The 20695-nt window shown below is 55.2% G+C and carries 23 protein-coding genes; 7 read left to right on the forward strand and 16 right to left on the reverse strand.

The annotated features are described in order from the left end of the window. Positions 1-17 precede the first annotated feature (17 nt). The 4 genes from AK59_RS0100240 to yfbV form a co-directional block, all read right to left on the reverse strand. Complete coding sequence (locus AK59_RS0100240) at positions 18-1850, reverse strand: SLC13 family permease (protein WP_029881735.1); 1833 nt, start codon at positions 1848-1850, stop codon at positions 18-20. A 75-nt stretch (positions 1851-1925) separates the two neighbouring features. Next, complete coding sequence (locus tag AK59_RS0100245; protein WP_029881736.1) at positions 1926-2585, reverse strand: sugar phosphatase; 660 nt, start codon at positions 2583-2585, stop codon at positions 1926-1928. A gap of 11 nt (positions 2586-2596) precedes the next feature. Further along, positions 2597-3091 carry a YfbU family protein gene (locus tag AK59_RS0100250; RefSeq protein WP_013098113.1) on the reverse strand — a complete coding sequence of 165 codons (495 nt, stop codon included), beginning with the start codon at positions 3089-3091 and terminating at the stop codon, positions 2597-2599. A gap of 92 nt (positions 3092-3183) precedes the next feature. Further along, entirely contained in the window at positions 3184-3639 is a 456-nt protein-coding gene (yfbV, locus tag AK59_RS0100255) for a terminus macrodomain insulation protein YfbV (protein WP_020690637.1), read from the reverse strand. Positions 3640-3975: 336 nt separating this feature from the next. Here yfbV and ackA point away from each other — a divergent pair, with 336 nt between their 5' ends. After that, a complete protein-coding gene (gene ackA / locus AK59_RS0100260; protein ID WP_013098115.1) occupies positions 3976-5178 on the forward strand; it encodes an acetate kinase in 1203 nt (400 codons plus the stop codon). 76 nt (positions 5179-5254) lie between these two features. Next, positions 5255-7396: a phosphate acetyltransferase gene (pta, locus tag AK59_RS0100265; protein ID WP_013098116.1), complete on the forward strand. Its 2142-nt coding sequence runs from the start codon at positions 5255-5257 to the stop codon at positions 7394-7396. Positions 7397-7510: 114 nt separating this feature from the next. On the opposite strand, the gene AK59_RS0100270 is transcribed toward pta, so the two are convergent. The 5 genes from AK59_RS0100270 to AK59_RS0100290 form a co-directional block, all read right to left on the reverse strand. Next, positions 7511-8464, reverse strand: coding sequence for a transketolase family protein (locus AK59_RS0100270; RefSeq protein WP_013098117.1), 954 nt, complete (start codon positions 8462-8464; stop codon positions 7511-7513). Continuing rightward, positions 8457-9287: a transketolase gene (locus AK59_RS0100275; RefSeq protein WP_029881737.1), complete on the reverse strand. Its 831-nt coding sequence runs from the start codon at positions 9285-9287 to the stop codon at positions 8457-8459. The genes AK59_RS0100270 and AK59_RS0100275 overlap by 8 nt, the downstream gene beginning before the upstream one ends. After that, entirely contained in the window at positions 9284-10675 is a 1392-nt protein-coding gene (locus AK59_RS0100280) for a PTS ascorbate transporter subunit IIC (RefSeq protein ID WP_023622509.1), read from the reverse strand. The genes AK59_RS0100275 and AK59_RS0100280 overlap by 4 nt, the downstream gene beginning before the upstream one ends. A gap of 21 nt (positions 10676-10696) precedes the next feature. Beyond that, complete coding sequence (locus tag AK59_RS0100285; RefSeq protein ID WP_013098120.1) at positions 10697-10969, reverse strand: PTS sugar transporter subunit IIB; 273 nt, start codon at positions 10967-10969, stop codon at positions 10697-10699. 80 nt (positions 10970-11049) lie between these two features. Further along, positions 11050-11493: a PTS sugar transporter subunit IIA gene (locus AK59_RS0100290; RefSeq protein WP_029881738.1), complete on the reverse strand. Its 444-nt coding sequence runs from the start codon at positions 11491-11493 to the stop codon at positions 11050-11052. Between the two features lie 235 nt (positions 11494-11728). On the opposite strand from AK59_RS0100290, the gene AK59_RS0100295 reads away from it, so the two are divergent. After that, entirely contained in the window at positions 11729-12748 is a 1020-nt protein-coding gene (locus tag AK59_RS0100295) for a LacI family DNA-binding transcriptional regulator (RefSeq protein WP_013098122.1), read from the forward strand. A gap of 3 nt (positions 12749-12751) precedes the next feature. On the opposite strand, the gene yfcD is transcribed toward AK59_RS0100295, so the two are convergent. The 3 genes from yfcD to yfcF are packed head-to-tail and all read right to left on the reverse strand — an operon-like array spanning position 12752 to position 14614. Beyond that, the gene (gene yfcD, locus AK59_RS0100300; protein WP_013098123.1) at positions 12752-13306 is read right to left on the reverse strand and encodes an NUDIX hydrolase YfcD; all 555 of its coding nucleotides are present in this window, start codon (positions 13304-13306) and stop codon (positions 12752-12754) included. Between the two features lie 55 nt (positions 13307-13361). Continuing rightward, positions 13362-13913, reverse strand: a complete 552-nt coding sequence (yfcE, locus tag AK59_RS0100305) for a phosphodiesterase (protein WP_013098124.1) — start codon at positions 13911-13913, stop codon at positions 13362-13364. 56 nt (positions 13914-13969) lie between these two features. Beyond that, positions 13970-14614, reverse strand: coding sequence for a glutathione transferase (gene yfcF, locus AK59_RS0100310; RefSeq protein WP_013098125.1), 645 nt, complete (start codon positions 14612-14614; stop codon positions 13970-13972). Positions 14615-14754: 140 nt separating this feature from the next. Here yfcF and yfcG point away from each other — a divergent pair, with 140 nt between their 5' ends. The 4 genes from yfcG (at position 14755) to AK59_RS0100330 (ending at position 17289) form a co-directional block, all read left to right on the forward strand. Continuing rightward, the gene (gene yfcG, locus AK59_RS0100315) at positions 14755-15384 is read left to right on the forward strand and encodes a GSH-dependent disulfide bond oxidoreductase (RefSeq protein WP_023621684.1); all 630 of its coding nucleotides are present in this window, start codon (positions 14755-14757) and stop codon (positions 15382-15384) included. 75 nt (positions 15385-15459) lie between these two features. Further along, a complete protein-coding gene (gene folX, locus AK59_RS0100320) occupies positions 15460-15828 on the forward strand; it encodes a dihydroneopterin triphosphate 2'-epimerase (protein ID WP_013098127.1) in 369 nt (122 codons plus the stop codon). A gap of 13 nt (positions 15829-15841) precedes the next feature. Then, positions 15842-16735 (forward strand): TIGR01777 family oxidoreductase, encoded by an 894-nt coding sequence (locus AK59_RS0100325; protein WP_013098128.1) that lies wholly within the window; start codon positions 15842-15844, stop codon positions 16733-16735. Positions 16736-16779: 44 nt separating this feature from the next. Then, a complete protein-coding gene (locus AK59_RS0100330; protein WP_029881739.1) occupies positions 16780-17289 on the forward strand; it encodes a GNAT family N-acetyltransferase in 510 nt (169 codons plus the stop codon). 137 nt (positions 17290-17426) lie between these two features. Here the strand turns inward: AK59_RS0100330 and hisP are convergent, their stop codons facing one another. The 4 genes from hisP to hisJ form a co-directional block, all read right to left on the reverse strand. Then, positions 17427-18200, reverse strand: a complete 774-nt coding sequence (gene hisP, locus AK59_RS0100335) for a histidine ABC transporter ATP-binding protein HisP (RefSeq protein ID WP_020690627.1) — start codon at positions 18198-18200, stop codon at positions 17427-17429. Between the two features lie 8 nt (positions 18201-18208). Continuing rightward, the gene (locus AK59_RS0100340) at positions 18209-18925 is read right to left on the reverse strand and encodes an ABC transporter permease (RefSeq protein ID WP_008502590.1); all 717 of its coding nucleotides are present in this window, start codon (positions 18923-18925) and stop codon (positions 18209-18211) included. Next, positions 18922-19608, reverse strand: coding sequence for a histidine ABC transporter permease HisQ (locus AK59_RS0100345; protein WP_013098131.1), 687 nt, complete (start codon positions 19606-19608; stop codon positions 18922-18924). Before AK59_RS0100345 ends, AK59_RS0100340 begins: the two co-directional genes overlap by 4 nt. 87 nt (positions 19609-19695) lie before the next feature. Then, positions 19696-20478, reverse strand: coding sequence for a histidine ABC transporter substrate-binding protein HisJ (gene hisJ / locus AK59_RS0100350; protein ID WP_008502592.1), 783 nt, complete (start codon positions 20476-20478; stop codon positions 19696-19698). Positions 20479-20695 lie beyond the last annotated feature (217 nt).

Genomic DNA, 20695 nt, shown 5'->3' on the forward strand with positions numbered 1-20695 from the left:
ACGTTTCTGCGCTCACGCTAAAACGGGAATAACACCGGAATCAGCACCACACATACCAGCATCACCAGTATGGTGAACGGTACGCCAATCTTCACGAAATCGCTAAAGCGGTAATTCCCCGGCCCCAGTACCAGCGTGTTAACCGGCGAAGAGACCGGCGTCATAAAAGCCGCAGAGGCCGCCATCGCCACCATCATCGCAAAGGGGTACGGCGACACGCCCATTGATTTCGCCATCGCCAGTGCAATGGGCGCCATCAGCACCGCCGTGGCGGTATTGGAAATGAACAGCCCTATCGTGGCGCACATCACGAACAGGCACACCATCATCATATACGGACCGTATCCCCCGCCGATGTCCATGAGCCCTTTAACCACTAAATCCACCCCACCGGTTTTTTGCAGGGCAAGGGCAAATGGCATCATCCCGACAATCAAAATGATGCTTGGCCAGTGAATTGCTTTATAGGCGCTCTCGGCATCAATACAGCGAAACTTGCCCATTAACAGGCAGGCAATAATCGCCGCCACCGGGTTCGGGATCTCGTCGGTGAGCATTAGTGCCACCATCAGCACCAGACAAAAAATGGCGTGAGGCGCCTGGCTGTGGGCCGGAGAGGCATCGCTCTCCTCAACGGGCATGTTGAGTACCACAAAATCGCGGCCTTTTTGGCCGAGCTGGCTGATAAGCTTCCAGTTACCCACCACGAGAAAAATATCGCCCAGCAGGATAGGTTCATCCACCACGGCCCCTTCCATCGCCACACCATCACGCTTCAGGCCGACGACATTAAGACCGTAGCGGGTACGGAACCCCATTTCACGCACGGTTTTGCCCAACAATTCCGATTCCGGGATCAGCGACACTTCCGCCATACCCACATCCAGCGCCTGGTCGGAGAAATACTCTCCGCGTAGCACCATCGGTTCCAGCAGCTGCTCACTGCAAAACTCACGCAGATCGACCTCTGCGGTGGACATATCGATCAGCAGAACGTCACGCGCCCGGAATTCGGACACCCCGTTCACGTTGACGATGACCCGGCGAAAGCGACGCCAGCGCTCCACGCCGATCACGTTCGCGCCATACCGCTCGCGCAGCTTCAGGTCATCCAGGCGCTGGCCGACCATTGGCGAACCGGGACGAATGGCCAGACGGCGGGCGCGGCCGGCCAGACGGTACTCTTTGATCAGATCGCGGAAGGTGCGTCGTTTCCAGCCATCTTTAGTTTTGTCCTGCTTCTCGCCTTTCAGGGCGAAGCGAGTCAGCAGCATATACACCACACCCATCAACAAAATGACCAGCCCAAGCGGGGTGACGCTGAAGAAGCTAAAGCCCTCCAGCCCTTCACGTATCAGCTCGCTGTTGACCACCAGGTTTGGCGGCGTGGCCACCAGGGTCATCATACCGCTGATGAGCCCGGCAAAGCTCAGGGGCATCATCAGGCGCGACGGTGAGGTTTGCATGCGCATGGAGACGCTCAACACCACCGGGATAAAGATGGCAACGACGCCCGTCGAGCTCATAAAGGCTCCCAGCCCGGCGACCGTTAGCATGAGGTAGATCAGCATTTTGGTTTCGCTGTTGCCAGCCACCCTCACCAGCCATGTCCCCACGAGGGTCGCCACGCCGGTGCGCACCAGCCCGTCGCCGATAATAAACAGCGCGGCAATCAGAATGACGTTGGGATCGCTAAACCCCGAGAAGGCTTCCGGCAGCGTGAGCGTACCGCTCAGTGCAAACGCAACGATAACAAACAAAGCGACGGCATCCATGCGCACTTTGCCTGTAGCAAACAGAATGATGGCGATTAAAAGCAGGCTGAGCACCCAGATCAGTTCACCGTTCACAACATGTCCTTGTCAGAGAGAGATGCGAAATTGTGCCATAAAAAAGCCCCAGCAGCGTGGGGCTAAATCATGGGATTACACTTTTAGCGAGACGGTTACAATACCGTCTGGCGCCTTAGCGATATCAAGCGCGGTCAGCGTATTGAGCACAAAGTCCGCTTCGTCCAGACGGGGAGAATTGGCCGGAACGTTGACGGCAATAACGTGGCTGCCGGCGTTCAATCCGGCCAGCACGCCCGCTGCCGCATCTTCCACCACCACGCACTCCGCCGGGGGGATGCCCAGCAGTTCTGCACCCAGCAAAAAGGCATCAGGTTCCGGTTTGCCGCGTTTCACGCGCTCAGCGGTAATGAACACGTCCGGCGTGGGTAAACCCGCCGCCTTATGACGAGCGTGGGCCACAGGAACCGAGCCGGAGGTGACAATGGCCCACGGAATTTGCGCTTCATTCAAATGCTCAAGCAGTTCACGAGCACCGGGTAACGCAGTAATGCCGTCCGTATCGGTGGCTTCAATGTGTTCCAGATATTTAAACTCCGCCTGAATTTCGTCCTCAGAGCGTCCCGCCAGAAAATGGCGGAGCGAGGTTATGGCCTGTTTGCCGTGGATAAAATTCAGCACGTCCTGATGGTCGATGCCATGTCTGTCCGCCCAATGGCACCATGAACGCTCTACAACCGGTAGCGAATCCACCAGCGTACCGTCCAGATCAAACAGAAAACCTCTACACTGCACACGCACCTCCGTCAGGCATTAATGATTTGTTGAATTTCGTTGCTGCTTAAGTGGTACTGGCGCGGGCAGGCGTGCCATGCGCTCAGCATGCGCTGGTATTTTTCCCACATAGGGGTCTGCGCGTTAAAGCCGTGGGTGCCCGCATCAAAGTGCGTATAACGCCCTTCTGTATTCACCATAAAGCGGACATAGCTCAGATAGCGCGCTTCCGTTGCGGCATCAAAGCCTAAGAAAGTGACGCGGCGCTCGTCAATGGACTGCTGATCTTTCAGGTTGGTCCAGGACACGTGAAGCGCGTGGTACATCTCCATAATGTCGATCACGATGCGGCAGGTTTCTTCTTTCAGCTCGCCAAACTCGCGGTCCAGTTCACGCATCTGCAAACCAAAGCCGCGTTCGACGATGGTCTGCAGGCGGCTGTAGCGCTCAGCGTTATCGGGATCAAGCATAGTCATCATTTTGTACTGGTTGGACAAAATCAGACGTTGAGCATGGGTCATTTCCATCTTTCGACTCCTGTAGCGCATGGCACTTGAAAAAAAAGACACGGTAACGGTGTGTTACTGTGCCTTCTTTTATTAGTCGTTTCGATGATCAATCACAAATCATCGAGGAATGTTTTATCAAGTTGCTTAAAAGCTCGCTTAAGCGTGTCAGCCAGCGCCTGATAATCGGGCTTGCCTTCAACCGGAGCGAGCGCCTGACCGGCTTCTTCCAGTTTCCCGCGAACATCATAAAACCAGTGTAAAATAGAAGGCGGCAGAGGCGTGATTGAACGCTTACCTAACCACCACAGCCCTTGCATCGGCAGGCTCAACGCAAAAAGCGCCGTCGCCACGGCAGGGCCGAGCTGTCCGCCCAGCGCAATTTGCCAGCAGAGGGTGAAAATAGCGACAGGAGGCATGAAGCGAATCGCGTAGCGCGTGGCGCGGATTGTGCGATTCTCAATGAACATGGGCGCAAGGCGTTTTTCCATCGGCCACGTCTTCGCGTAATGCTGTCCCCGACGAAACAGACTAAAAAAATTCACGGACGGGATCTCAGGTGTCGACATGGCATACCTCAACTTCACATATAAAAATTAAAATTTTCGTGCAAAACCACAACAAGCTATGACAACGTTCAAAATATTTTGTCATCACTACCCCGTATCGGGTATCCTGTGCCAGCCTGATAGGGCCGTAGACGAGAATCGTTAACTCGTCAAATTATCGCATATTATGCCATTGTCTGAAAAATGTTCAAAATGGCTTAAAATCATAGGTATTTCTTCCATCCTGCCAGAATGTTCGTTTGGCATGATGTTAATCATAAATGTCTGGGTCAGCATGCGTTACGCTTTTAGACTCTTTGACGTTTTTTTAGCCACGTATCAATTATAGGTACTTCCATGTCGAGTAAGTTAGTACTGGTTCTGAACTGCGGTAGCTCCTCACTGAAATTCGCCATCATCGATGCGCTCAACGGTGACGAGTACCTCTCTGGTTTGGCCGAATGTTTCCATCTGCCTGAAGCACGTATCAAGTGGAAGATGGACGGCAGCAAACAAGAAGCGGCTTTAGGTGCAGGCGCCGCTCACAGTGAAGCGCTGAACTTTATCGTTAACACTATTCTGGCACAAAAACCAGAACTGTCTGCTCAGCTGACTGCGATTGGTCACCGTATCGTCCATGGTGGCGAGAAATACACCAGTTCCGTCGTGATTGACGACTCTGTTATCCAGGGCATCAAAGACTCTGCATCTTTTGCACCGCTGCACAACCCGGCGCACCTGATCGGTATCGCTGAAGCGCTGAAATCCTTCCCGAATCTGAAAGACAAAAACGTGGCCGTGTTTGACACCGCGTTCCATCAGACCATGCCGGAAGAGTCTTACCTCTATGCCCTGCCATACAGCCTCTACAAAGAGCACGGTGTTCGTCGCTATGGCGCGCACGGCACCAGCCACTTCTATGTGACTCAGGAAGCGGCAAAAGTGCTGAACAAACCGGTTGAAGAAGTGAACATCATCACCTGCCACCTGGGCAACGGTGGTTCCGTTTCTGCAATCCGCAACGGTAAATGTGTTGATACCTCCATGGGTCTGACCCCGCTGGAAGGTCTGGTGATGGGTACGCGTTCCGGTGACATCGACCCGGCGATTATCTTCCACCTGCACGACACCCTGGGCATGAGCGTTGACCAGATCAACAAAATGCTGACCAAAGAGTCTGGCCTGCTGGGTCTGACCGAAGTCACCAGCGACTGCCGTTACGTTGAAGACAACTACGCAGAGAAAGAAGACGCTAAACGTGCAATGGACGTTTACTGCCACCGTCTGGCGAAATACATCGGCTCTTACACTGCGCTGATGGATGGCCGTCTGGACGCTGTTGTCTTCACCGGTGGTATCGGTGAGAACGCGGCAATGGTTCGCGAACTGTCCCTGGGCAAACTGGGCGTTCTGGGCTTTGAGGTTGATCACGAGCGTAACCTGGCTGCCCGCTTCGGCAAGTCTGGCTTCATCAACAAAGAAGGCACCCGCCCTGCTCTCGTTATTCCAACAAACGAAGAGCTGGTCATCGCGCAAGACGCGCACCGTCTGACTGCTTGATTCCACACCGCCAGCTCTGCTGGCGGTGCTGTTTTGTCACCCGCCACAATCAGGCGGTAACGAAAGAGGATAAACCGTGTCCCGTACTATTATGCTGATCCCTACCGGAACCAGCGTCGGCCTGACCAGCGTCAGCCTTGGCGTGATCCGTGCTATGGAACGCAAAGGCGTTCGTCTGAGCGTCTTTAAGCCAATCGCCCAGCCACGTGCCGGTGGCGATGCGCCAGACCAGACCACCACCATCGTTCGTAAGAACTCCAATCTGCCAGCGGCCGAACCGCTGAAGATGAACCACGTTGAATCTCTGCTCTCCAGCAACCAGAAAGACGTGCTGATGGAAGAGATCATCGCCAACTACCACGCCAATACAAAAGACGCGGAAGTGGTGCTGGTTGAAGGCCTGGTTCCGACCCGCAAACACCAGTTTGCCCAGTCGCTGAACTTCGAAATTGCGAAAACCCTGAACGCCGAGATCGTCTTTGTGATGTCTCAGGGCACAGATACCCCAGAGCAGCTGAAAGAGCGTATCGAACTGACCCGCAGCAGCTTCGGTGGTACTAAAAACACCAACATCACGGGCGTTATCGTCAACAAACTGAATGCGCCGGTGGATGAGCAGGGCCGTACGCGTCCTGACCTGTCCGAGATCTTCGACGACTCTTCCAAAGCGAAAGTCATTAAAGTTGACCCGGCTAAACTGCAGGAATCCAGCCCGCTGCCGGTTCTGGGCGCGGTGCCGTGGAGCTTCGATCTGATTGCCACCCGTGCCATCGATATGGCGCGTCACCTGAACGCCACCGTGATCAACGAAGGCGACATCAATACCCGCCGCGTGAAATCCGTGACCTTCTGCGCCCGCAGCATTCCGCACATGCTGGAGCACTTCCGTGCTGGTTCCCTGCTGGTGACCTCCGCAGACCGTCCAGACGTGCTGGTTGCTGCCTGCCTGGCCGCGATGAATGGCGTAGAAATCGGCGCTATCCTGCTGACCGGTGCTTACGAGATGGATCCACGCGTCAGCAAGCTGTGCGAACGCGCGTTCGCGACTGGCCTGCCGGTATTCATGGTCAACACCAACACCTGGCAGACCTCCCTGAGCCTGCAGAGCTTCAACCTGGAAGTGCCGGTTGATGACCACGAGCGTATCGAGAAAGTTCAGGAATACGTTGCAAGCTACATCAACGCAGACTGGATCGAATCCCTGACCGCAACCTCCGAGCGCAGCCGTCGTCTGTCTCCTCCGGCCTTCCGTTACCAACTGACCGAGCTGGCGCGTAAAGCGGGCAAACGTGTTGTTCTGCCAGAAGGCGACGAACCACGTACCGTGAAAGCGGCAGCTATCTGTGCAGAGCGCGGCATCGCGACCTGTGTGCTGCTGGGTAACCCGGATGAGATCAACCGCGTTGCGGCATCCCAGGGCGTTGAGCTGGGTGCTGGCATCGAAATCGTTGATCCAGAAGTGGTTCGCGAAAGCTACGTTGCCCGTCTGGTCGAACTGCGTAAGAACAAAGGCATGACCGAAGCCGTTGCGCGTGAGCAGTTGGAAGACAACGTGGTGCTGGGTACGCTGATGCTGGAGCAAGACGAAGTTGACGGCCTGGTGTCCGGTGCGGTTCATACTACCGCGAACACCATTCGTCCACCGCTGCAGCTGATCAAAACGGCTCCAGGCAGCTCTCTGGTTTCCTCCGTGTTCTTCATGCTGCTGCCTGAACAGGTTTACGTTTACGGCGACTGTGCGATCAACCCGGATCCAACCGCAGAGCAGCTGGCTGAAATCGCAATCCAGTCCGCGGACTCCGCGATTGCCTTCGGTATCGAACCACGCGTCGCGATGCTCTCCTACTCCACCGGCACCTCTGGTGCAGGTAGCGACGTAGAGAAAGTGCGTGAAGCGACCCGTATTGCACAGGAAAAACGCCCTGATCTGATGATCGACGGCCCGCTGCAGTACGATGCCGCAGTTATGGCTGACGTTGCGAAATCCAAAGCGCCAAACTCCCCGGTTGCAGGTCGCGCTACCGTGTTCATCTTCCCGGATCTGAACACCGGTAACACCACCTACAAAGCGGTACAGCGTTCAGCAGACCTGATCTCCATCGGGCCAATGCTGCAGGGTATGCGCAAACCTGTGAACGACCTGTCCCGTGGCGCGCTGGTAGACGATATCGTCTACACCATCGCGCTGACGGCGATCCAGTCTTCTCAGCAGCAGTAAATAAGGTCTTGCCGGATGGCGCTTCGCTTATCCGGCCTACAGGACCGTAGGCCCGGTAAGCGCTAGCGCCACCGGGCAACAAAAAGGCGACCGCTCACGGGTCGCCTTTTTTATTTACAGCAGCTCTCGCGCCGCTGAAACAATGTCATGCGCCGTCAGGCCATACTCCTTCTGCAGGAAGTCCTGCGTCCCTACCTGGCCGTAACGCTCCTTCACCCCCACGCGACGCATCGGCACCGGGCAGGTCTCCACCAGCACTTCCGCCACCGCCGAGCCCAGCCCGTTGTGAATGCTATGGTTTTCGCAGGTCACGATCCGCCCGGTTTTCTCGGCGTAGTTTTTCACCAGCATCCGGTCGATGGGCTTCAGGGTAAACATGTCTATCACTGCCGCGCTAACGCCCTCCTGCTCAAGCTGACGGGCCGCTTCCAGCGCTTCGGCCACCATAATGCCGTTGGCAATCAGGGTAATGTCGCTTCCTTCGCGCAGAACATTGCCTTTGCCGATGGTAAACGTTGAACCCGGGGCATACACGCTCGGCGCCTGCTTACGGATAGTACGTACCCAGTAGAACCCGTCGAGGTCGATAAGCTGGCGCAGTATGTCTTCAAACATCACCGCGTCAGTCACCTCCAGCACTACCGAATGCGCCAGACCGCGCACAATGCCCATATCCTCGAACGACATATGCGTCCCGCCGTTGTGGCAGGCCGTCACGCCCGCATCCGAGGCAATAACCTTCACGTTATTTCGCTGGTAGTCCAGGGACATAAACAGCTGGTCGAAGCAGCGACGGCTGGCAAAGGCGGTAAAGGTATGAACAAACGGCTTGCGGCCGGTGAGTGACAGCCCGGCCGCGGTACCGATCACGTTGGCCTCCATAATGCCGCAGTTGATCACATGTTGCGGATAATCGCGCGCCACGCCGTCCATCGCCATTGAGCTCATCAGATCCGCTTCCAGGGCGATGATCTCGCTCCCGGCTTCAATCTGTTTTGCCACAAAGCCCGCGTATATCTTACGCATCTCTATGGCATCTTTCTGTCCTGCAGGTGCAACCTTAATCATGAGTTACCTCCAGCTGGCGGATCGCCTCGTCGAGGGCCGCTTTGCTCTCCGGGGTCAATCGCAGATGGTGCGAGTTACCCAGCTGTTCCAGATACGCCACTCCCTGTCCTTTGATGCTGTCGAGGATCACCACCCGCGGACGCGCATCCGCTGGCGGAACCGGTGCGGTGACCTTCAGCAGTGCCGGGATGTCATCTCCTTTCACCGTCACCACGTCAAAACCAAAGGCGCGGAATTTCCCTTCCAGATCGAACGCGCAGATGATCTCATCCAGCTCGCCATCAAGCTGTTGTTTATTCCAGTCCACAAACACCGTCAGGTTGTTAAGACGATGGTGGGCAATAAACTGGAACGCTTCCCAGCACTGCCCTTCGTTCAGCTCGCCGTCACCGACGATGCAAAAGACCCGATTTGACCGCCCGGCCAGCTTGTGCGACAGCGCCATGCCGCCCGCGATGGAGATCCCCTGGCCAAGCGAACCGGTCGTGGCATCCACACCGCGTGTTTTTAGCCGGTCCGGATGGCTTGGCAGGCGTGTGCCGTTCTGGTTAAGCGTGCTCAGCTCTTCCATCGGGAAATAGCCCTTAATCGCCAGCGTACTGTACAGGGCCGGTCCCGCATGGCCCTTCGACAGGACAAAGTAGTCTCGTTCTGGCCAGTCCGGGTCTGCCGGGTCAATTTTCATTACCGCGCCGTACAGTACGGCCAGGGTTTCGACGACCGACATACTGCCGCCGTAGTGACCAAATCCCAGCTGCGTCAGCGATTTCAGGGTCTCGAGTCGAATTTGACGCGCGAGTTCGGTTATCTCATTCTCGTTCATGATTTGGCTCCGGTGTTTTCCTGCGCATTACCACCCGCAGATTTGTTTTTCGCGAACACGTTGTACGCCACCAGCAGCGCGAACAACGCAACGACAAGCCCGGTGATGGCCAGCGGTGACAGGAAGCGCGCCAGGTTGCCAAGCACAATCCCGACGGCGCCGAAGTCAGCGTCCGAGAAAGTGGTATTGGCAAAGCCAATGGCTCCCAGTACAGGCAGCAGCAGCACCGGCAGGAAGGTGATTAAGAGCCCGTTGGCAAAGGCGCCAATCATTGCCCCGCGACGTCCACCGGTGGCGTTTCCAAACACGCCCGCGGTTGCGCCGGTGAAGAAGTGCGGCACCACGCCCGGCAGGATCAGCACCCAGTTAAACTGGCCGCAGATAATTAACCCCACGATCCCCCCGAGGAAGCTGAACAGGAAGCCAATCAGCACCGCGTTGGGCGCATACGGATAGACCACCGGGCAGTCCAGGGCCGGACGCGCATTGGGCACCAGTTTTTCTGAGAAGCCGGTAAAGGCCGGGACGATTTCTGCCAGAATCAGGCGTACACCCTGCAGGATGATGAACACCCCTGCGGCGAAGGTGATTGCCATGATAATGGCGTAGACCAGGTAGTTCTGACCGCCGCTGAAGGTCGCCTCGACGTATTCACGCCCGGCGCTCACCGCCATGATCAGGTAGATAATCATCATGGTCAGAGAGATGGAGATCGAGCTGTCACGCAGGAAGCTCAGGTTCTTCGGCAGGTTCATCTCTTCGGTTGAACGTGAACCTTTGCCGACCTTGCTGCCAATCCAGCCGGACAGCACGTAGCCCAGGGTGCCGAAATGGCCGAAAGCAATATCATCGTTGCCGGTAATGCGCTTCATGTAACGCTGCGCAATCGCCGGGAAGAAGGCCATGACCAGCCCGAGGATCAGCGACCCCGTAAAGACCAGCCCTACCCCTTCAAAGCCCGCAACCGTGAGGATCACCCCAATCATGCACGCCATGTAGAACGTGTGGTGTCCGGTCAGGAAGATATACTTCAGACGGGTAAAGCGGGCGACGAGAATATTGGCCACCATCCCGAAGGCCATAATTAGCGCGGTCGAGGCCCCATATTTTTCCAGCGCAATGGAAACAATCGCTTCATTATTGGGAATAATGCCCTGAATATTAAAGGCGTGTTCAAACATACCGCCTAATGGATTTAATGACCCCACCAGCACGGTGGCGCCACCGCCCAGCACAATAAACCCGAGAATAGTTTTAATGGTCCCTTTTACAACGTCAGAAAAGGCTTTTTTCTGCGCAACGAGACCAATTAAGGCAATCAGGCCCACCAGCACGGAAGGGACTTTTAAAATATCGACAACGAAATTCAGCGTTTCAAGGATAAACATATCCACCTCGCCTTATCAGGGTTATTGTCTTTCGAACCAGGCACGCAGCTGCGCTTCAAGTTCGTTGATATCGATGATGTTGTTGATCACCACCAACTGGTTTTCCGGCACGCTGGCGCTGGAGGCAATATCTTTCGCCATCACGAAAAGATCGGCCGCACCGGGCGTGGCTGAAGAGAGATCGGAGTGCTCAACCTCGGCGTCAATGTCCAGCTTCTTAAGCACTTTTTTAATATTCATTTCGACCATAAAACTACTGCCCAGGCCAGAACCGCATATAGCCATGATTTTCATTGTTGTCCCCTTTTTTGCGTAGAGTATGTCCCATCACGCTTGCGCGTAATGTGTGTGACGAGTCGGATTAAATAATTAAATCAGAAGCGGTTGATTATCGTTTTAATTTCCTCCAGGGTATTCGCCTGATGTAATTCCGCCATATCCTCATCGCTTGAAAATAATTCAGCCAGCGCAGAGATCATTTCGATATGGCTGTGTTTATCCGGTGCCGCCAGCATAACGATCACATCGACGGGATCAAATTCGCCTGCACCGAATGAAACGCCCTTCCTGAGTTTTAATAATGAGAGGCCCAGTCCTTTTGCCCCCTCTTCCGGCCGCGCATGCGGCATGGCCAGCCCTGGTGCCAGCACATAATAGGGTCCTAAAGTGTGGTGCTGCTCAATGATGGCCGTTACGTATTCCGGCGCAATGACCTGCAGCTCCAGCAACGGTTTCGCGCATATCTCCAGCGCCTGCGGCCAACTCTCAACGCTATCCTGCAGCGTGATGGTTGTATCATATATCCACTTTTTGAGCATTTTCCCTCCCGACATCGCGCTAAAGATGAACAAACTTTATTCAACGCATAACGAATTGGCTGCGATCGGGATCACAAAGATAGCGCTACCAAGATCTAACATTCAGAAGTGTGATAGCGCTATCAAATTAACATCCTGGCGCGAAATCACAGCAAAAAAAGGGATTTAAGGCGTATACTGCCTGTCACGTTAAGCGAAGGATGAAATGAGTGGCGTCCTGTCAGCAGGAAGGTGTATGTCTCTAACCCGAAAACGGCGCAGTACCGGTAAAGTGACACTTGCCGATGTCGCACAGCTTGCCGGTGTGGGCACAATGACCGTGTCCCGTGCTCTCCGCACGCCTGAACAGGTTTCCGATAAACTGCGAGAAAAAATAGAAGCCGCGGTACAAGAGTTAGGCTATATGCCGAATCTTGCAGCCAGTGCGCTGGCTTCGGCCTCGTCATGGACGATCGCGATGGTCGTCCCCAATCTTTCCGAAGCCGGTTGTTCCGAAATGTTCGCCGGGCTCCAGCAGGTGTTACAGCCCGCCGGCTATCAGATCATGCTGGCCGAATCCCAGCATCGTCTTGAACAGGAAGAGAAATTGCTGGAAACGCTGCTGGCGTCAAATATCGCCGCAGCGATTTTGCTCAGCGTCGAACATACTGACACCGTGCGTCACTGGCTAAAAAACGCCTCGATTCCGGTGATGGAGATGGGCGCCATGCGCGCCGATCCTATCGATATGAATATCGGGATTGATAACGTCGCGGCCATGTATGAACTCACGGAAATGGTCATCAAACGCGGCTACCAGAACATAGGCCTGCTGTGTGCCAACCAGGAGCAGTGGATTTTCCAGCAGCATTTGCAGGGCTGGTACAAAGCGATGCTGCGCCACCATATGTCGCCTAACCGGGTGATTAACGCCGCCATGCCGCCGAGCTTTTCGACGGGGGCCGCACAACTTCCTGAATTTCTGCTGGCGTGGCCGGAGCTGGATGCGCTGGTTTGCGTTTCAGATGAACTGGCCTGTGGCGCGCTGTACGAGTGCCAGCGCAGGCGTATCAAGGTGCCGGACGATTTGGCCGTGGTCGGGTTTGGCGACAGCGACGTCAGCCGTGTCTGTCAGCCGCCGCTTACGACGATGGCAGTACCCCATCGTAAGATTGGTATTGAAGCGGGACGTGCATTGCTGGAACGTCTGAATGACGGAGACTGGCGCGATCAGAAACCCATCGCATCCAGTCTGTGTCTGAGGGAGAGCTGCTAAAGCTTATTCGGCCTCTTCTTCTTTCTCGGATTTGGTCGATTCGTTTTTGGCGTTGCGGGTCATCCACAGCGCCAGTGCTTTTAACGAATCCGGCGTGAACTCGTCACAACGCGCGGTGATCTCTTCCGGCGTCATCCAGCTCACTTCGCTTACTTCTTCTTCCTGCAGGGCGAACGGCCCGTGGGAAACGCAGCTAAACAGCCCGCCCCAGACACGGCAATGTTCGTCTTCAAAATAGAACTGTCCATGCTCGGCAAACGGTACGCCCGCAATGCCTAGCTCTTCTTCCGCTTCACGGCGTGCGGAATCCAGCAGGACCTCATCCGCCTGAACGACACCGCCCGCAGTGGCATCCAGCATACCAGGGAGAAAATCTTTGGTGTCCGTGCGGCGTTGAACCAAAATTTTGCCCATGCCGTCATGAACAACAATATACGTCGCACGATGACGCAGGCGTTCAGCGCGCATTTGTTCGCGGCTGGCCTGCGCGATCACTTCATTCTCTTCGTTGACAATGTCAACCCACTCTGTACTTGCCAAATGACTCTGCTCCACCATCGGGAAACCTTCTCGTCTAAGCGCTCTTACGGCGCGTTTACAGTTGAGGTGTAACTTACGGATTAATCGCTACCTGTGCAATAACTTGCTGATCATTAAGTGCGATAACGCTTAACGTATGCTCATCAAGCATGCCATAGCTCGCCGGGTATCCGCCTTTCGGAATGCTGACCGAACCTGGGTTGAAGTGATAAATCTCCCCGCGTTTTTCTGCTACCGGAATATGAGTATGGCCGTAAACCAGGACATCGCCAGCGGCCAGCGCCGGGAGATTATCCGGGCTAAAAAGATGACCATGGGTGAGGAACAGACGGCATTTTTCCAGCAGCACCTGTTGCCACGGAGCGGTCATGGGGAAGTGCAGCAGCATCTGGTCCACTTCGCTGTCGCAGTTACCGCGCACAGCAATAATGCGCGAGGCATACGGGTTGAGTTTTTCCGCCACCTGCGCAGGGGCATAGCCTTCCGGCAATGCGTTACGTGGGCCATGGTTCAACACGTCACCCAGAATAACCAGCCACTGCGCCCCACTTTGTGCGAACAGGGAAAGAACGCGCTCGGTCGCGGGCAGCGATCCATGGATATCCGACGCAAACATCAGTTTCATCAGTCACTCCTCAGAAAAACAGACTGCCCTTATCATACCTTAAGCGCCAGGGCTTATCAGCCGACGCGCTTAGCGGAGAGTGCCACATAGCGCTGCACCGACGCACGTTGCCACTGGAAAGTGGCGTAATCCACCAGCAGCTGGGGAACGTCATCGCCGTTAAGGATCAAGCGGTTCAGCATCAGCGCCAGGTCGGTATCGGCAATACACCATTCGCCAAACAGGTTCGGGTTACCGTGGGCCAGCAGCGAGGTGGCGGTGTCAATCAGCTTTTGCGCGCTCTGCGCCCCCTCAGTACTCAGGGCGGGCTTTTTCACACCCGCAAATACCACATCCGTGGAGCGTTCAACGCGAATCGGCACCAAATCGCTGCGTAGCCACGCCTGGATTTGCCGTGCCCGGGCCCGCTTTTGCAGATCGTGAGGATAAATACGCTCCCACTCTGGTGGCGCGAACCGATCTTCCAGGTATTCATCGATCGCCGACGATTCACTCAGCGCGAAGCCATCAATGTCCAGTACTGGCACGCGCCGGGTCAGATCGTAACCCTGCCACTGCGGTTTCAGGTGTTCACCGCCGTCCAGATCAACGGTTTTCAGGCTAAATGACAGCCCTTTTTCCGCCAGCGCCACGTACACGCTCATGACATAGGGTGAAAAGAATTGGGCATCGGACCACAACGTGATTACAGGCTGGTTCATAACATCCTCATCGGCTGATCGGTATTCCCTCAACATATAGTCTCTTTACGCCGCTGTCACTTGATGAAAACTCACGATTTTGCACAACCACCTATACTGATTGGTCATGGCATTACACTTCACACTGACAGGAGTTGAGAATGATCGACCTTTATTACGCCCCTACTCCAAACGGCCATAAGATCACCCTCTTTCTTGAAGAAGCCGAGCTGGAATACAGGATCATCCGCGTGGATATCAGCAAAGGCGATCAGTTCAGGCCTCTCTTTCTGGCCATCTCACCGAACAACAAAATCCCGGCCATCATCGATAACCTGCCAGCTGATGGCGGCAAACCGTTGAGCCTGTTTGAATCCGGGGAGATTTTGCTCTATCTGGCGGAGAAAACCGGCAAACTGCTGAGCGGGGAACTGCGCGAGCGTCACCACACGCTACAGTGGCTGTTCTGGCAGACAAGCGGCCTGGGCCCGATGCTGGGGCAGAACCACCACTTTACCGCTTACGCGCCACAACCCATCCCGTATGCGATAGAGCGCTATCAGGTGGAAACGCAGCGGCTGTACGGCGTACTGAACCGTCGGCTGGAAAAATCACCGTGGCTCGGGGGCGATCATTACAGTATCGCCGATATCGCCTGCTGGCCGTGGGTCAATACCCATGAACGTCACCGTATTGATTTAGCCTCTTACCCGGCGGTTAACAACTGGTTTGAACGTATCCGCACCCGCCCGGCGACCGAGCGTGCGATGAAAAAAATCCAGGAGATTTAGGCCTGCGCCCGGTTGGGCGCGTGTCAGGCTCTCATGTATTATGGGGAGGAAATACTGACACGGAGAAGACCAGCAATGTCGCAGCATGACGCTATTATTCGTATAAAAAATTTACGCTTACGTACTTTTATCGGTATCAAAGACGAGGAGATCGCCAACCGTCAGGATATCGTGATTAATGTGGTTATCCACTATCCGGCAGACAAGGCGAGAGGCAGTGAAGATATCAATGACGCGCTGAACTATCGCACGATTACGAAAAGCATCATTCAGTACGTGGAAAATAACCGATTCTCTCTGCTGGAAAAATTAACTCAGGATGTGCTCGACATCGCACGCGAACATCACTGGGTCACTTATGCTGAAGTAGAGATCGATAAACTTCACGCCCTGCGTTATGCCGACTCCGTCTCCATGACGTTAAGCTGGCAGCGCCGGGCGTAAACCTGGAGGTTGTATGAAGATTCTGCTGACCGGCGGTACAGGCCTGATTGGCCGTCATCTCATTGCGCGCCTGCAGGCGTTACATCACGACATTACCGTGGTAACGCGCAGCCCTGAGAAAGCGCGCCAGGTGCTGGGTGCCGGTATCGACATCTGGAAAAATCTGGCTGACCGGCAGAATCTGGACGGCTTTGACGCCGTCATCAACCTGGCCGGTGAACCCATCGCCGACAAACGCTGGACGGAAGAGCAAAAACAGCTGTTGTGCAGCAGCCGCTGGAACATCACCGAAAAGCTGGTCGAGCTGATCCGTAACAGCCATACCCCGCCATCGGTACTGATTTCCGGTTCTGCGGTAGGCTATTACGGCGATCTCGGTGAGGTGGTCGTGACCGAAGAAGAGCCGCCGCACAACGAGTTTACCCATAAGCTCTGCGCCCAGTGGGAACGTATTGCCTGTGCTGCCCAGAGCGATAATACCCGCGTGTGCCTGCTGCGTACCGGCGTCGTTCTCGCGCCGAAAGGCGGCATTCTGGCGAAAATGCTTCCTCCGTTCCGGCTCGGACTGGGCGGCCCCATCGGTAATGGCCGTCAGTATCTGCCGTGGATCCACATCGACGATATGGTCAACGGTATTCTCTGGCTGCTGGATAACGATCTACGTGGGCCGTTTAATATGGTTGCGCCGTACCCGGTACGTAACGAGCAGTTTGCCCACGCGCTGGGCCATGCTCTGCATCGCCCGGCGATTTTGCGCGTGCCCGCAACCGTGATTCGTCTGATGATGGGTGAAGCGTCCGTGCTGGTGCTGGGCGGGCAGCGTGCGCTACCGAAACGGCTTGAAGCGGCCGGGTTTGCGTTTCGCTGGTATGACTTAGAAGAGGCGTTGAGGGATGTGGTGGGATGAATATGTTACATTTGTACGCCATGTCCCGATGAAATGGCGTAACAATGGCAACCATTACCACACCCCGGCTTCACCTCACCCCTTTCGAACCCACTGACTGGGCCTTCTTCCGCTCGTTGCGGGAAGATCGCAATATCATGCGTTACATGGCCGCCATCGCGCCGGAAAAAGAGACCCGGCGCGTATTTGCTGCGCGCTTAACGGCGGCGCACGTTTTTGTGATTCGTTTTCATGATGATGACACGCCGCTGGGCGATATCGGCCTGCAGATCAGCCCGGAGAATCGAGAAGAGGCGGATATTGGCTATACGGTTGTGCCTGCCGCGCAGGGGCAAGGTATCGCCAGTGAGGCGTTGCGCGCGGTATGTGAATATGCGTTTAACCAGACCGGCGTGAAAGCGATTAACGCCTACGTACTGGCGGACAACGGCGGGTCGGTGCGGGTGCTGGAGAAAGCGGGGTTTGTGCGTACGCAGGTGCTGGAGAAGGCGTACGAGATTGACGGCGTACGGTATGACGACTGGGTGTATCGGCTGGAGTGCTGTGCGGTCTGATGCCCTCACCCCGGCCCTCTCCCACAGGAGAGGGAGAAAACCCAGCCTGTAGGCCCGGTAAGCGAAGCGCCACCGGGCGATTGGGCTGCACCGCAGCCTGATGCCCTCTCCCACAGGGAGAGGGAGAAGGGCAAAACCTACTTCAAAGAACCCTTCAGGAACTGCTGCAAACGCGGGCTTTGCGGATTCGCCAGCACCTCATCCGGATGTCCCTGCTCTTCGATTTTCCCCTGATGCAGGAAGATCACGTGGTTCGAGACGTTGCGGGCAAAGCCCATCTCGTGCGTTACCACAACCATGGTTTTACCCTCTTCGGCCAGCTTCTGCATGATGCGCAGCACTTCGCCAACCAGTTCCGGGTCAAGTGCTGAGGTCGGTTCGTCGAACAGCAATACTTCAGGCTCCATCGCCAGCGCACGGGCGATAGAGACACGCTGCTGCTGACCACCAGAGAGATGCACCGGGTACTTTATCTGCTGTCGCTCATCGATACCCACTTTCGCCAGGTATTTCACCGCGCGCTCACGGGCCTCCTGCTTGCTTAAACCCAGCACCTGAACCGGTGCTTCCATCACGTTCTCCAGCACCGTCATGTGGCTCCAGAGGTTGAAGTGCTGGAACACCATTGTCAGTCGCGTGCGCAGCAGGCGCAGCTGGTTCTTATCTGCCACCTTCAGCTGGCCGTCTTTATCCCTGGTCAGATTGATATTCTGCCCGCTCACCACAATTGAGCCTTCACTCGGCTTTTCGAGGAAGTTGATGCAGCGCAGGAAGGTACTTTTCCCCGAGCCAGATGACCCGATAATACTGATCACGTCGCCTGCATTTGCCTGCAGCGACACCCCTTTCAGCACTTCATGTTCGCCGTAGCGTTTGTGCAAATCAATTACGTTTAATTTGTTCTCAGCCATCATCATTCTCAGTGCGTCGAAGAGGGTTTTATATGCTGCAACCAGCGCTTTTCTGCCTTACGGAACAGGCTAATCAGGACGTATGAAATAATCAAATAGAGCACTGCCGCAATGCCAAACGCGGTAAACGGCTGATAGGTCGCAGAGTTGATATCGCGGGCGATTTTAAGCAGGTCCGGCACCGTGGCGGTAAAGGCCAGCGCGGTGGAGTGGAGCATTAAAATCACTTCGTTACTGTAGGCTGGCAATGCGATACGCAGCGCCGACGGCAGAATAATGCAACGGTACAGTTTCACCGACGAGAAGCCGTACGCGCGCGCCGCTTCGATTTCTCCGTAAGGAACGGAGCGGATGGCCCCGGCGAAAATCTCGGTGGTGTAGGCGCAGGTGTTGAGCGTCAACGCCAGTACCGTACAGTTCAGGCCGCTGCGGAAGAAGGCGTTCAGCATCTCGGTGCCTTTCACAATCTCCAGCGTATACATGCCCGAATAGAACACCAGCAGCTGTACGTACAGCGGTGTACCGCGGAATACGTAGGTAAACAACCAGATCGGGAACTGAATAAATTTATTGTTCGACACGCGGCCAATGGCAAGAAACACCGCCAGAATGCCACCCATCACCACCGAAGAGATCAGCAGCCACAGCGTAATGGCCACGCCGGTAAAGCGATAGCCGTCCGTCCACAGCAGCGATTTCCAGTATTCCTGAATAATCTCAATCACAGGTCAGCCCTCTTCACACCCACGGAGTAGCGACGTTCGAGCAGAAGCAGCACACCATTGGAGACGGTCGTAAAGACCAGATAGATCACGCCACACACCACCGCAAAGTAGAACGGCTCCCAGGTACTTTTACCGGCAAGCTGCGTGGCCTTTACCACATCTTCCAGACCCAGCAGAGAGACCAGCGCCGTGGCCTTGAGGATAACCTGCCAGTTGTTGCCAATGCCCGGAAGCGCGTAGCGCATCATGGCCGGGAACATAATCCGGCGAAACGTCTGGGAGGAGGTAAAACCGTAGGCGGTCGCCGCTTCTATGTGTCCTTTCGGTACCGCCATATAAGCGCCGCGGAAAGTTTCGGTAAAGTACGCGCCGTAGATAAAACCGAGAGTGATAATACCGGCCACCATCGGGTCGATATCGATCTGTCCCATTCCCATGGCGTCCGTCACGCTGTTAAGCGCGATCTGCAGCCCGTAAAAGATAAGCAGCATCAGCACCAGATCGGGAACGCCGCGAATCAGCGTGGTATAACCTTCAAAAATCAGCGCCAGCGGTTTGTTTGCCGAAAGCTTCGCCCCTGCGCCTGCCAGACCTATCAGCACCGCCAGCACCACGGAGCTGATAGCCAGCTCAAGGGTGACAAGCGCGCCCTGTAAAATAACGCCAGAAAATCCGTACAGCATACCGCGAGCCCTGTCGTATCGTGAGTGATGGACCGTGTCTTATCCCCTCCCTGAGCGGGAGGGGCCGCACGTTATTTGACGGGGCGATTAGCCGCCGTAAACATTAAAATCGAAGTACTTTTTCGCCAGTTTGTCGTACGTGCCATCCGCGCGCATTTCAGCGAATGCTTTGTTCAGCGCTTCGCGCAGCTCGTTGTCTTCTTTACGCAGACCCATACCGGTGCCGACACCAAACAACTTCACATCTTTAATGGATGGGCCGCCAAATTTGTAATCTTTACCTACCGGCGTCTTCAGGAAGCCTTCGCTCGCGGCGACTTCATCCTGGAAAGCGGCGTCGATACGGCCTGCCGTCAGATCAGCGTAGATATTTTCCTGGCCCTGATAAGAGACGATTTCAATCCCCTTCGGTGCCCAGTGTTCATTACCGTAGGTTTCCTGGGTAGTGCCCTGCAGCACGCCCACGCGTTTGCCTTTCAGTGATTCAAGGGTAGGCTGGATATCAGACGATTTAGCCACCACCAGACGAGAATCTGCCGCATAGAGTTTGTCGGTGAAGGCAATCTCCTGCTGACGTTTTTCAGTGATGGAAAGTGAGGACATGATAACGTCGATTTTTTTGGCTTTCAGCGATGGGATCAGTGCATCCAGCGGGTTCTCAACGTAGGTACACTGCGCTTTGATGCGTTTGCACAGCTCATTGGCCAGATCAATGTCAAAACCGACCAGTTCACCCTTCGAATTCTTAGATTCGAACGGGGCATAGGTAGGGTCGGTACCAATACGAATTTTCTGCGGAATTGCTGCGAACGCCGCGGTAGCGCTGGAAAAGGCCAGCACCAGAGATAACGACAACACGAGTTTTTTCATATCTGTCCTCAACAAACTGTCTTCTTACGTGATTTTTACGACGACGGGGTGGTGCTAATGTGCCATCAATCCACGCCATCAGGCAAAGATTAATGCCTTTCAGGCGAGATTTTTTGCATGATAAATGCGTAAGTATGCACACAGCGATCCAATACGGTGCACGAAACGCACCATATTGGATCAATCACACCCACAATGCACCAGAACAGTGCATCAT

It is taken from the genome of Enterobacter sp. T1-1, from assembly GCF_000710795.1.
GTDB classification, from domain to species: Bacteria; Pseudomonadota; Gammaproteobacteria; order Enterobacterales; family Enterobacteriaceae; genus Enterobacter; species Enterobacter cloacae.